The following is an 11,725-nucleotide window of genomic DNA, read 5'->3' on the forward strand; positions in this document are numbered from 1 at the left end:
AATGAATAATGGATTATCCAAAGAGTGTGCCCAGCGTCGGGCTGGTCAACGGCAAGTTCGTGGATGAAAACCCGGTAGCCGGAACGCCGGGCTCGCTGATTCCTGCAGCCTGGGGCAACTCGGTTACCGAAGAACTGTTGGGGGTGATCAAGGGCGCAGGCCTGACGCCCGATGAAGTCGAACTTGGCCAGTTGTTCCTGGCTGTGCGCAAGATCAGTCAGACGGGGTTGGTGGACTACGCCGTAGATACCGGCACGGCGAACAATTATCGCGCCACTTACGCACCAGTCGTGCCGAATCTTGTGGACGGGCTGGTCTTGCGGTTCAAGGCGCTGAACGCCAATACCGGCGCCAGTACGTTTTCGGCAAACGGTCTGGCGGCCAAACCCATTGTCGGCGTGGACCATAACGCGGTGCAGGAAGGTGAAATCACCGCCGCCGGTGATGTCTGGGTACAGTGGAACAGCTCGATTGCCGGTGGCGTCTGGGTGATGATCGCCAGTACTGGGATGATCAGACAGACTGGCAGTGACATCGGCGACATCAAGACCGTGGCCACTGCGGATGCACCCAAGGGCTGGTTGAAGTGCAACGGTGCTACCGTTTCTCGCACGCAGTATGCGGCGCTGTTTGCCGCGATCGGCACGCGTTTCGGTGTAGGCGATGGAAGCACGACGTTTGCGCTTCCGGACCTGCGCGGTGAATTTGTTCGTGGCTGGGACGATGGTCGCAAGATCGACAACGGCCGTGCGCTGGGCAGCAGCCAGGCCGGGCAGAACGCTTCTCATACCCACGCGGCTTCAGCAGCCGCGGCTGGCAGCCATGCTCATGGTGCCTCCGCGGCCGTTGCCGGTAACCATGGTCATGGCGGTTTCACCAACGAATCCGGTGACCATCAGCACGGCGTGCTTGCATCCGGTAACAATACGTCTTACGGCCGCCAAGGCACCGGTAGCGGCCCTGGCGACTATGCAGCGGTTACGGCACTGGGCGGCAATCATGCGCATGGTCTCTATATCACGGCGGCCGGCGATCACTCTCATACCATCACCGTGAACGCGGTAGGTGACCACACCCACGCCATTACAGTGGCCGCGGACGGTGGCCCTGAGGCTCGGCCTCGGAACGTCGCTTTGTTGTACGTCATCAAATACTGAAGCCCTGCCTCGCAGATTGTCCATGCCTGCGGGGCGCTGGTTTTTCTTTTCCTCATTCGGGAGCGAGTGATGGTTTTGACCATTCAACAACTGCTCGAGATCTTTCCCAACGCCCGCTCCCAAGCGGGCGTTTTTGTTTCTGCACTCAACACTGCGATGGCCAGGCATCGCATCGATACGCCAAAACGTATCGCGGCGTTCCTTGCACAGGTCGGTCACGAGTCTGGCCAATTGCGTTACGTGCGCGAACTGGGCAACAACCAGTACCTGAGCAAATACGACACTGGCACGCTGGCGCTGCGTCTGGGCAACACGCCCGAGGCCGATGGCGACGGGCAAAAGTACCGGGGGCGTGGGCTCATCCAAATCACCGGTCGCGCCAACTATCGACAATGCAGCCTCGGCTTGTTCGGCGATGAGCGCCTGTTGGCATTGCCCGAACTGCTCGAGCAACCGCAATGGGCGGCCGAATCGGCGGCGTGGTTCTGGGCGCAGAAGGGCTTGAATGAACTGGCCGACGCGGACCAGTTCAACACCATCACCCGCCGGATCAACGGCGGGTTGAATGGCTTGCAGGATCGACTCGAGATCTGGGCACGGGCGAGGGCGGTGCTATGTCCGGCTCCTGGCGCGTGATGGGTCTGATGCTGCTGGTGGCCGGGGCGTTTGCAGCGGCATGGCAGTTTCAGGACTGGCGCTACGGGCGGGAATTGGCCGAGCAGGCGCGGTTAAACGCCGAATCCCTCAATCAACTGACGCAGACCGCCGCGACCGTGCAACAGGCCGAGCAGGATAAACGCCTGGCGCTGGAGCAACGGCTCGCGGCCAGTGAACAAACCCATTACCGAGCGCTGAGCGATGCCCAACGTGATCAGGATCGCCTGCGCGATCGTCTTGCTACTGCCGATGTGCGGCTGTCAGTCCTTCTCGACGTCGGCGACGTTGCCCACGGCGGTGCGATGCCAGCCGCCGCCGGTACCGGCGGCGTGGATTCTGCAACCGTACGCGCCCGACTTGACCCGGCGCATGCTCAACGAATTATCGCCATCACCGACACCGGCGACCGTGGATTGATTGCGTTGCAGGCCTGTCAGGCCTATGTCAGAGCGCTGGCGCCCGAACATCTTGAATGATTCTGTGTATTGAAAGCATGGCCGGCTCGTGTACGGTGAAGGCATTCCACACGATCCGGAGCTCGCCGTGAAAGAGACCACCCAACTGGCCGCAGAACTGGGCCGACGTCTGCAAGTGCTCAATGCCCATGTGACCACCGCCGAGTCCTGTACCGGTGGCGGTATCGCCGAAGCGATTACGCGGATTCCGGGCAGTTCAGCCTGGTTTGAAGCGGGGTACGTGACGTATTCCAATCGGCAGAAGACGCGGCAGCTGGATGTGCCGGGCGACTTGTTCGAAACGGTAGGGGCGGTCAGTCGCGAAGTGGTCGAGGCCATGGTGCGCGGTGCGCAGCAGCACAGCCTGGCGCATTTTGCCGTGGCGGTCAGCGGTGTCGCCGGCCCCGACGGTGGCACACCGAACAAGCCAGTCGGCACGGTATGGCTGGCCTGGGGTGTTGGCGATGAGGTCTACAGTGAGGTTCAGCACTTCCCCGGCAACCGTGATGAAGTCCGCCGACAAACGGTGAAGGCCGCGCTAGAGGGGCTTGTGCGACTAGCGGCACGAGAAATCGAAAATCAGGGGTAGGCGATCTTCCAACGCTGTGGAATAATACTGGCTACTTATACAGGTGTTGGCCGTCAGGCCTTATTGATTACGTGAGGACTTTAATGGACGACAACAAGAAGAAAGCCTTGGCTGCGGCCCTGGGTCAGATCGAACGTCAATTCGGCAAGGGTGCCGTAATGCGTATGGGCGATCAGGACCGTCAGGCGATCCCGGCCATCTCTACTGGCTCTCTGGGTCTGGACATTGCACTCGGCATCGGCGGCCTGCCAAAAGGCCGTATCGTTGAAATCTACGGTCCTGAATCTTCCGGTAAAACCACGCTGACGTTGTCCGTGATCGCCCAGGCGCAAAAAGCCGGCGCGACCTGCGCATTCGTCGACGCCGAGCACGCGCTCGATCCAGAGTACGCCGGCAAGCTCGGCGTCAATGTCGACGACCTGCTGGTTTCCCAGCCGGACACTGGCGAACAGGCTTTGGAAATCACCGACATGCTGGTGCGCTCCAACGCCGTTGACGTGATCATCGTCGACTCCGTGGCGGCACTGGTACCGAAGGCTGAAATCGAAGGTGAAATGGGCGACATGCACGTCGGCCTGCAAGCACGTCTGATGTCTCAGGCGCTGCGTAAAATCACCGGTAACATCAAGAACGCCAACTGCCTGGTCATCTTCATCAACCAGATCCGTATGAAGATCGGCGTGATGTTCGGCAGCCCGGAAACCACCACCGGTGGTAACGCACTGAAGTTCTACGCCTCGGTTCGTCTCGACATCCGCCGTACCGGCGCGGTGAAGGAAGGCGACGAAGTGGTCGGCAGCGAAACCCGCGTCAAGGTTGTGAAGAACAAGGTGGCTTCGCCGTTCCGTCAGGCCGAGTTCCAGATTCTTTACGGCAAAGGCATCTACCTCAACGGCGAGATGATCGACCTGGGTGTGCTGCACGGTTTTGTCGAGAAGTCCGGCGCTTGGTACGCCTACGAAGGCACCAAGATCGGTCAGGGCAAGGCCAACTCGGCCAAGTTCCTGGCGGACAACCCGGAAATTGCCGCGAAGCTCGAGAAGCAGCTGCGTGACAAGCTGCTGTCGCCAGCGGTGATCGCGGACTCCAAGGCCTCGGCGGTCAAAGAGACCGAAGACGACCTGGCCGACGCTGACCTCTGATACCAGCGATGACCACCGCCGTACTGGATACCCTCGTCGCGGTGCGGCGAACCGCCATGGACCTGCTCGCACGTCGTGAGCATGGTCGAGTCGAGTTGACGCGTAAGCTGCGTCAGCGCGGCGCCGAGGCGGAGCTGATCGAAACAGCCCTCGACCGTTTGACGGAAGAGGGGCTGCTTTGCGAAGCCCGTTACCTTGAAAGTTTTGTTTCCTACCGCGCCCGTTCCGGCTATGGCCCTCTGCGAATTCGTGAGGAGCTCAGCCAGCGGGGCTTGCAACGTACCGATATCGAAATCGCCCTGCGCGAAAGCGGTATCAACTGGCAAGCGCAGCTTCAGGATACGTGGCAACGCAAGTTCTCCGGGCATTTACCGATTGATGCGAAAGAACGGGCCAAGCAAGGCCGGTTTCTTGCGTATCGGGGGTTCTCGATGGAGATGATCAACCGCTTGTTCAGCGGTCGAGGGATGGACGATTAGACCGATTCAACAAAAAAGGCCCGCTATTTTTTAGAAAATAGCGGGCCTTTTTTTTGCCTTCAAATTACGTTGAAAGGCTCGCGTGAGCGTTGTGCAGTGGGCGGTTTCGAATCGGTCCAGTTTTCCGGCAGATTGATAAAGTCCACCAACTCCCTCAGACGACCATGGGTACGGCCATTGAAGGCAAACGCCAGCCGTGCCAGATGGCTGAACTGTGCATCGTCGTGTTCTTCACCGCTGTAGGCGTGTTGATGAAACTCGTCGCTCAGGCACAGGTCGGCGAACTCTTCCTGCATTCGCGTCAGTGCCTGGTCGCTGAGCTTGTGGTTCATGCGGATCACAAATTGCCGCTTGAGCCAGCGGCTGGAGTGGAAGTTGCTATAGAACTGATTGATCTCGTCTACCGCTTCTTCAACGCTGTAAACCAGGCGCATCAACTTCATATCGGTCGGCAGGATATAGCGGTTTTCTTCCAGCTGATTGCGGATGAAGTCCAGCGCTCCCTGCCAGAAGGTACCGCCCGGAACATCCAGCAACACCACTGGCACCAATGGGCTTTTGCCGGTCTGAATCAGCGTCAGCACTTCCAGCGCTTCATCAAGGGTGCCGAAACCGCCCGGGCACAGTACCAGCGCGTCTGCCTCTTTGACGAAGAACAGTTTTCGGGTGAAGAAAAAGTGGAATGGCAACAGATTATCGGTGCCGTCGACGGTGGGGTTGGCATGTTGTTCGAAGGGCAGGGTGATGTTGAACCCCAAACTGTGGTCACGCCCGGCTCCTTCGTGGGCGGCGGCCATGATGCCGCCGCCGGCGCCGGTGATGACCATCATGTCCGCACGTGTCAGCGCTGCGCCGAGTTCGCGGGCCATCGCGTATAGCGGATGTTCCACTGGCGTACGTGCCGAGCCGAACACGGTGACTTTGCGCCGGCCCTTGAATTGTTCGAGCACGCGGAACGCCTGCTCCAGTTCACGCAGGGCTTGCAGGGTGATCTTGGCGTTCCAGCGGTTGTGGTCTTCCTGAGCCATGCGCAGCACGGTCAGGATCATGTCGCGGTAGATGGGGATGTTCGGGCTGTTGGTGGAAATACGGTTGAGTTGGGCTTCGACCTGGCTGATGAGGTCGCCGCTTTCCTGAAAATGACGGCTCAAGAGGTCATTCGGTTGATAAGGCATTCAACGTCTCCTTCTGTACAGAGCGGTTAGCCTGACAACCAGCGTCCGGGCCGCACTGCAAAAACACACAGGGCCGGCAGTTCCATTTCTGCCGTTAACGAATGATCGGGAATACTCTCAATCTAGACCCTCGCACGCATTCGCGCTGACTTGAACAGTGAGCTGTAACGTTTTGCCTGGCAACCGCTTACTGATTTGCACCAAAGCCCCGCCGCTCGTCTGAACGTGTCGCAAAGGGCCATCACTCTGATTTACTCAAATACAGACGTCGCAAGACATCCCTGCGCTTGCGCAAGGCCAGGCAATTCATGGATTCGTGGGTGGCAAGGAGGCGGGATGCATGGTCAGAGTGGTTCTGGAGATCGATACTCAGCTGTATCGAATGTTGCAGGAGTCGGCCGAGACGCATCAATTGAGTCTCGAAGAAGAGTGCTGCCGACGATTGGCCGGCGGCGAACGTCGCTCGCGCTATCTGCAGGCGCTAGTGGCGGAACTGCGCGCCGAGGATGAACAGCGGCGCGCCAAGGCTTCGCGCTGATTACTTCTTCTTCGCTGGCGCGGCTTTCGGGCAATCGGATTCCTGATAGCTGGCCGAGCCGATCGCTTTGTTGGTTTTCACTTCGGTGAAGTCGTAACGCATGATCGCGCCCTTGGCCATCAGCTTGCGGTACGACGGGTTATTGCAGACCGAAGCGCCCAACTGGAAATACACAGCCTTGGGATCGGCGCGCATCTTGTCGGCGTGGCTCTTCTGCACGCTCAGATGGTTGATCAGCTGCGTGCCCTCGACGGTGTAGCCTTGATCAAGAATGTCTTCATTGATCGCCCGTGGCGTGCCGACGCTGCTTTGGGCGGCGACGTTGCGCAGCTCTCGGTTCAGATTCTGCTCACTCAGGGACGCAGCCTGAGCGGTAAAGGACGACGCCAGCAGAATGGCAGCGGTGGGAACGATAAGGCGCAGCATGAAACTCTCCTGATTCGGTGACTGGTGGTTCGACCCGTCACGGGGCGGTGCGTTCAGTGGCGGCGAATTATAGGGGAGCCGGTCTGGACGGTACAGGCTTGTGGCCGTCGCTCTGGTAAACTGCCGGCCTTTATTGCCCTGCCGAGTGTCGTTCGTGTCGAGTTTCCCTGTCTGCAGGTGTTGCCTGCGATGATCCATGCCCCCAACGCCGTGGCCCGCCTGCGCGATCAGCGTGAGGACGAAGGTATCAAGCCGATTCAGGCGCGCGGCTTTCGCTCCGAACGTTGCCGCGATTGCCGGGTCATCATCAGTCATTGCCTGTGCGCGTGGCGGCCAAGCGTCGACACCCGTTCCGGCGTGTGCCTGATCATGACCGGCAAGGAAGTGTTCAAGCCAAGCAACACCGGTTGGCTGATTGCCGACGTGGTGCGCGACAACCATGCGTTCATCTGGTCACGCACCGAGCCCGACCCGCAGATGCTTGCACTGCTCAACGATCCGCAGTGGCAGCCGTACCTGGTGTTTCCGGGCGAGTATGTCGAACCGTCGCGGGTGACCAACACGGTGGCAGTCGATAGCAGCAAGCGCCCGCTGTTCATTCTGCTCGATGCGACCTGGACCGAGGCGCGCAAGATCTTTCGCAAAAGTCCGTATTTCGACTGCTTGCCGATCCTCAGCCTGCTGCCCGACAAACTCTCGCGCTATCGCTTGCGCCGTTCGACCCGCAGCGAGCACCTGTGCACTGCCGAAGTCGCGGCGTTGTGCCTGGAGCTGGCCGGTGACAGCGCTGCCGCTTCGGCGCTGGACGCCTATTTCGATGTGTTCAGCCAGCATTACCTCGGTGCCAAGCAGCAACTGGACATGAATGAATCAACGCCCGCTCACGCCGAGCTGTTGCCCTATATACGAAAGCCGCAGCCGGAGTTGGCCCGATAGTGGCCCATACTGTCGACAGCGCTGGCCATCTTGCTTGACCACCCCGGCTGCGCTGGGCATGCTTGGCGCCGATTAGGGTGCGGCCAAGGTTTGAGACGCCGTGTTTGCTGTTGATTGGCGTCGAACGTGCCCCTGTGGATATCGCTTGAAAGCGCTGTATCGAGTTGCTTTGGCCAGACCGGAATCTACCGCGTCTGCCATCAAAAACAGGATCATTTGAAAAATGGCCACATACGACATCCTGATTGCCGATGATCATCCCCTGTTTCGCAGCGCCCTGCACCAAGCGGTGACGCTGGGCCTTGGCCCGGACGTGCGACTGGTGGAAGTGGCGAGCATCGCCGAACTGGAAGCGCGCCTGACCGAAAAGGCTGACTGGGATCTGGTCCTGCTGGATCTGAACATGCCCGGCGCCTACGGTTTTTCCGGGCTGGTGCTGCTGCGCGGGCAGTATCCGCAGATTCCGGTGGTGATGGTCTCGGCCCAGGAAGAAGCTTCGGTGATGGTCAAGTCCCGCGAGTTCGGCGCCAGTGGCTTCATTCCCAAGTCCAGCGATCTGAGCGTGATTCAGGAAGCGGTGCGCAAGGTGCTCGATGGCGACGTGTTCTGGCCGCCGCAAGCGTTCGAAGCAGTCAGCGTGTCGGATGAGGCGAAAGCTGCCAGCGATGGCCTTGCCAGCCTGACGCCGCAACAGTTCCGCGTGCTGACCATGGTCTGCGAAGGTCTGCTGAACAAGCAGATCGCTTATGAGCTGAGCGTGTCGGAAGCGACCATCAAGGCCCACGTCACCGCGATCTTTCGCAAATTGAATGTGCGCACTCGCACGCAAGCGGCTTTACTGCTGCAACAACTTGAGTCAATTCCCAGCCAGTGATGGCTGGCAGTTTCACGCTTTTTTGACTTTCGTTGATCTAGCTTCCCCACTCCTTTTTGGTTGGTTTCTTCCTTATGTCACCTTTCAAGGGCCAGACCGGCCTGAAACGCATCCTTAACGCGTCTGGCTATTCGCTCGACGGCCTGCGCGCCGCCTTCACCGGCGAAGCGGCGTTCCGTCAATTGGTGCTGCTCAACGTGGTGCTGATTCCGCTGACATTCTTCCTCAATCTCAGCCGGGTCGAGCAGGCATTGTTGATCGCGGTGTGTTTGCTGGCGCTGATTGTCGAGTTGCTCAATTCGGCGGTGGAAGCGGCCATTGACCGCATCTCGCTGGAATTGCACCCGCTGTCGAAGAACGCCAAGGACATGGGCAGCGCCGCGCAGTTCGTGGCCCTGAGCATGATCGGACTGGTGTGGGCGGTGATTCTGCTTTAAGCGATGGTCGGCAAGACGATCTCGTCGCTGCGCTGCACCCCGGCGGTGAAAGCGCGGCACAGCTCGAGAAACTCGCGCATGGCCGAGGTCTGGTATTTCTGTTTGTGCCAGATGAAATAGAACTGCCGGGCCAGATCCAGATCCGGCGTCTCCACCGGCACCAGACTGCCGCGCCGGAACGCATCGCGCAGCGCCAGCCGCGAAATGCAGCCAATCCCCAGGCCTGATTCCACCGCACGTTTGATCGCCTCGGTGTGTTCCAGCTCCAGCCGGATGTTCAGCGCGCTGCGATGGTGACGCATGGCCTGGTCGAAGGTCAGCCGCGTGCCGGAGCCCTGCTCCCGCAGAATCCATGCCTCATGGGTCAGCTCTTCCATCGTCGCACTGCCGCGTTTGGCCAACGGATGCTGCGGCGCACAAAACACCACCAGCTCATCCTCGACCCAACTCTGCACTTCGATGTCGGGGTGGCTGCAATCGCCTTCGATTAGACCCAGATCAATTTCGTAGTGGGCGACCTGTTGCACGATATTGGCAGTGTTCTGCACGTGCAGCTTGACCTGACTTTCGGGGTGGCGCTGCATGAAGCTGCCGATCAGCAGGGTGGCCAGATAGTTGCCAATGGTCAGCGTCGCCCCTACTGATAAAGAGCCGAAACCGGATTTGCCGTTGAGCAGGTCTTCGATTTCCTTGGCCTGGTCGAGCAGGGCCACCGCTTGCGGCAACAGTTGTTTGCCGAGGGCGTTGAGGCTCAGGCGTTTGCCGGCGCGGTCGAACAGCTGGCAGCTGGACTGGCGCTCGAGCTCGGTGATCGAAGTGCTGGCCGCCGATTGCGAGAGGTTGAGCAGACCCGCAGCACGGGATACGCTTTCCTGCTGGGCGACGGCGACGAAGACTTGCAGTTGACGGAGAGTAAATCGCATATCGATATAACCGATAACCCTTATCTTAATAATTCAGTTAACAGATATTGTCGTCGCTATTAGAATGCGATGCAATTGCGCACATTGAGCCTCATTGAGCCGCGCAGACCAATCTCCAGGAGTCAAACGTACATGAGCAACATGAACCACGAGCGTGTCCTCAGTGTTCATCACTGGAACGACACTCTGTTCAGCTTCAAGTGCACCCGCGATCCGGGCCTGCGCTTCGAGAACGGTCAGTTCGTGATGATCGGCCTGCAACAGCCCAACGGCCGCCCGCTTATGCGCGCTTACTCGATCGCCAGCCCGAACTGGGAAGAGCATCTCGAGTTCTTCAGCATCAAAGTGCAGGACGGTCCGCTGACCTCCCAGCTGCAGCACTTGAAGGAAGGCGACGAGATCATCATCTCGAAGAAGCCTACCGGCACGCTGGTTCTTGATGACCTGAACCCGGGCAAGCACCTGTACCTGCTCAGCACCGGCACTGGTCTGGCGCCGTTCATGAGCGTCATTCAGGACCCGGAAACCTACGAGCGCTTTGAGAAAGTGATCCTGGTTCACGGTGTGCGTTACGTCAACGAAGTCGCTTACCGCGAATTCATTACCGAGCACCTGCCGCAGAACGAGTTCTTCGGCGAAGCGCTGCGTGACAAGCTGATCTACTACCCGACCGTGACCCGCGAGCCGTTCGAGAATCAGGGCCGCTTGACTGACCTGATGCGCAGCGGCAAGCTGTTCAGCGACATCGGCCTGCCACCGATCAACCCGCAGGACGACCGCGCGATGATCTGCGGCAGCCCGAGCATGCTCGACGAGACCAGCGAAGTGCTCGACAGCTTTGGCCTGAAGATCTCGGCGCGGATGCGCGAGCCGGGTGATTATCTGATCGAGCGTGCGTTCGTCGAAAAATAACCTGCGTTACCTGTGGGAGCGAGCCCGCTCGCGAAAGCAGTCTGTCATTAAGATTGATGTTGGCTGACACGACGCCTTCGCGAGCAGGCTCGCTCCCACAGTTGGTTTTTCGGTGTGACAGTAAAAGCCCGCGTTGCCTGAGAAGGCAGCGCGGGCTTTTTCGTTTGCGGGCTTTATGCCTCGGCCGGGATGACTTCCAGCACGCGGATCTGTTCGGGCGTCGGGTAATGCCAGCGCACGTCCAGATCCCAGAACTGCGCACCATATTCACGTTCCGGCGCCGGCGTCTGATACGCGGGGCGCGGATCCTGCGCCAGGCACTGCTCGATCAGCTCAACCAACGGCTCATCGAGGCGCTGAGCTTGGGCGTGCGCCTGTTTCAAAGCCGAATCCGCCCACTGCACGTCGATCAGCTGCGGCGCGGCGCTGGCGATGTCATTGGTCGCCCCAAGGATGATGTCGGCATACGGCACATAGGGTTTGATATCCAGCACCGGTGTGCCGTCGAGCAGATCGATCCCGGAGATAAACAGCCGATTACCTTCGACGCTGTCCAGCTTCACCACCGACTGGCCAATGCCGTTCGGCCGGTGCGTGGCGCGGGTGGCGAATACGCCCATCGACTTGTTACCACCCAGGCGAGGCGGGCGCACCTTCAGGCGTGGCTTGTCTTCGAGGGCCTGATGGAACAGAAACAACAGCCAAACATGACTGACCTGCTCCAGCCCCTGCACGGCGTCACCCTGATCGAACGGCGCGACCAGTTCCAACACGCCACGAGCGGCTGGGGCCAGTTGTGGCTGGCGGGGGATGGCGAACTTCTCCTTGAAGCAGGAGCGCACGAAGCCGATGGGGGAGACGCTGTAAGTCATGGTCTGGGATCGAAGCGGGTAGGGCGGGCATGATAACCCGGCTCGCTTCAAGTCTGGTGGTGACAGGGCTGGCCTCTTCGCGAGCAGGCTGAACTGGTCAAGTAATATTGGACACCAGTTAGGGTTTTTCAGGCCGCCATTTTCTCCATGGCG

Annotated in this window: 15 protein-coding genes; 11 read left to right on the forward strand and 4 right to left on the reverse strand. The window is 59.6% G+C overall.

Annotation, left to right across the window (positions count from 1 at the left end):
* Window positions 1-8 precede the first annotated feature (8 nt).
* The 6 genes from AC0IXA_RS26045 (at window position 9) to recX (ending at window position 4,479) form a co-directional block, all read left to right on the forward strand.
* Entirely contained in the window at window positions 9-1,157 is a 1,149-nt protein-coding gene (locus tag AC0IXA_RS26045; protein WP_471814751.1) for a phage tail protein, read from the forward strand.
* Between the two features lie 69 nt (window positions 1,158-1,226).
* Complete coding sequence (locus AC0IXA_RS26050) at window positions 1,227-1,793, forward strand: glycoside hydrolase family 19 protein (protein WP_341638604.1); 567 nt, start codon at window positions 1,227-1,229, stop codon at window positions 1,791-1,793.
* The gene (locus AC0IXA_RS26055; RefSeq protein WP_471814752.1) at window positions 1,772-2,290 is read left to right on the forward strand and encodes a lysis system i-spanin subunit Rz; all 519 of its coding nucleotides are present in this window, start codon (window positions 1,772-1,774) and stop codon (window positions 2,288-2,290) included. Before AC0IXA_RS26050 ends, AC0IXA_RS26055 begins: the two co-directional genes overlap by 22 nt.
* A gap of 67 nt (window positions 2,291-2,357) precedes the next feature.
* A complete protein-coding gene (locus tag AC0IXA_RS26060; protein ID WP_038861108.1) occupies window positions 2,358-2,858 on the forward strand; it encodes a CinA family protein in 501 nt (166 codons plus the stop codon).
* 83 nt (window positions 2,859-2,941) lie between these two features.
* Window positions 2,942-4,000 carry a recombinase RecA gene (recA, locus tag AC0IXA_RS26065; protein WP_024011876.1) on the forward strand — a complete coding sequence of 353 codons (1,059 nt, stop codon included), beginning with the start codon at window positions 2,942-2,944 and terminating at the stop codon, window positions 3,998-4,000.
* Window positions 4,001-4,008: 8 nt separating this feature from the next.
* Window positions 4,009-4,479, forward strand: a complete 471-nt coding sequence (gene recX, locus AC0IXA_RS26070) for a recombination regulator RecX (protein ID WP_471814753.1) — start codon at window positions 4,009-4,011, stop codon at window positions 4,477-4,479.
* A 59-nt stretch (window positions 4,480-4,538) separates the two neighbouring features.
* On the opposite strand, the gene AC0IXA_RS26075 is transcribed toward recX, so the two are convergent.
* Window positions 4,539-5,654, reverse strand: a complete 1,116-nt coding sequence (locus AC0IXA_RS26075) for an LOG family protein (RefSeq protein ID WP_341638607.1) — start codon at window positions 5,652-5,654, stop codon at window positions 4,539-4,541.
* Between the two features lie 340 nt (window positions 5,655-5,994).
* On the opposite strand from AC0IXA_RS26075, the gene AC0IXA_RS26080 reads away from it, so the two are divergent.
* Window positions 5,995-6,192, forward strand: a complete 198-nt coding sequence (locus AC0IXA_RS26080) for a hypothetical protein (protein ID WP_016770569.1) — start codon at window positions 5,995-5,997, stop codon at window positions 6,190-6,192.
* On the opposite strand, the gene AC0IXA_RS26085 is transcribed toward AC0IXA_RS26080, so the two are convergent.
* A complete protein-coding gene (locus AC0IXA_RS26085; protein ID WP_007908738.1) occupies window positions 6,193-6,618 on the reverse strand; it encodes a PA3611 family quorum-sensing-regulated virulence factor in 426 nt (141 codons plus the stop codon).
* A gap of 189 nt (window positions 6,619-6,807) precedes the next feature.
* On the opposite strand from AC0IXA_RS26085, the gene AC0IXA_RS26090 reads away from it, so the two are divergent.
* The 3 genes from AC0IXA_RS26090 to AC0IXA_RS26100 all read left to right on the forward strand — a co-directional run bounded on the left by AC0IXA_RS26090 (window position 6,808) and on the right by AC0IXA_RS26100 (window position 8,865).
* On the forward strand, window positions 6,808-7,554 hold the full coding sequence (locus tag AC0IXA_RS26090; protein WP_341638608.1) for a tRNA-uridine aminocarboxypropyltransferase: 747 nt from the start codon (window positions 6,808-6,810) through the stop codon (window positions 7,552-7,554).
* Between the two features lie 223 nt (window positions 7,555-7,777).
* Entirely contained in the window at window positions 7,778-8,428 is a 651-nt protein-coding gene (gene erdR / locus AC0IXA_RS26095; protein WP_016771412.1) for a response regulator transcription factor ErdR, read from the forward strand.
* Window positions 8,429-8,502: 74 nt separating this feature from the next.
* Window positions 8,503-8,865 carry a diacylglycerol kinase gene (locus tag AC0IXA_RS26100; RefSeq protein WP_341638609.1) on the forward strand — a complete coding sequence of 121 codons (363 nt, stop codon included), beginning with the start codon at window positions 8,503-8,505 and terminating at the stop codon, window positions 8,863-8,865.
* On the opposite strand, the gene AC0IXA_RS26105 is transcribed toward AC0IXA_RS26100, so the two are convergent.
* On the reverse strand, window positions 8,862-9,788 hold the full coding sequence (locus tag AC0IXA_RS26105) for a LysR family transcriptional regulator (RefSeq protein ID WP_024011881.1): 927 nt from the start codon (window positions 9,786-9,788) through the stop codon (window positions 8,862-8,864). The genes AC0IXA_RS26100 and AC0IXA_RS26105 overlap by 4 nt on opposite strands.
* Window positions 9,789-9,920: 132 nt before the next feature.
* Between AC0IXA_RS26105 and fpr the strand changes: the two genes are divergently transcribed.
* Window positions 9,921-10,700, forward strand: coding sequence for a ferredoxin-NADP reductase (gene fpr / locus AC0IXA_RS26110; RefSeq protein ID WP_007908723.1), 780 nt, complete (start codon window positions 9,921-9,923; stop codon window positions 10,698-10,700).
* A gap of 173 nt (window positions 10,701-10,873) precedes the next feature.
* Here fpr and tsaA read toward each other — a convergent pair whose 3' ends face one another.
* Window positions 10,874-11,572 carry a tRNA (N6-threonylcarbamoyladenosine(37)-N6)-methyltransferase TrmO gene (gene tsaA, locus AC0IXA_RS26115; protein WP_471814754.1) on the reverse strand — a complete coding sequence of 233 codons (699 nt, stop codon included), beginning with the start codon at window positions 11,570-11,572 and terminating at the stop codon, window positions 10,874-10,876.
* Window positions 11,573-11,725 lie beyond the last annotated feature (153 nt).

The organism is Pseudomonas sp. AC083 (assembly GCF_979253165.1).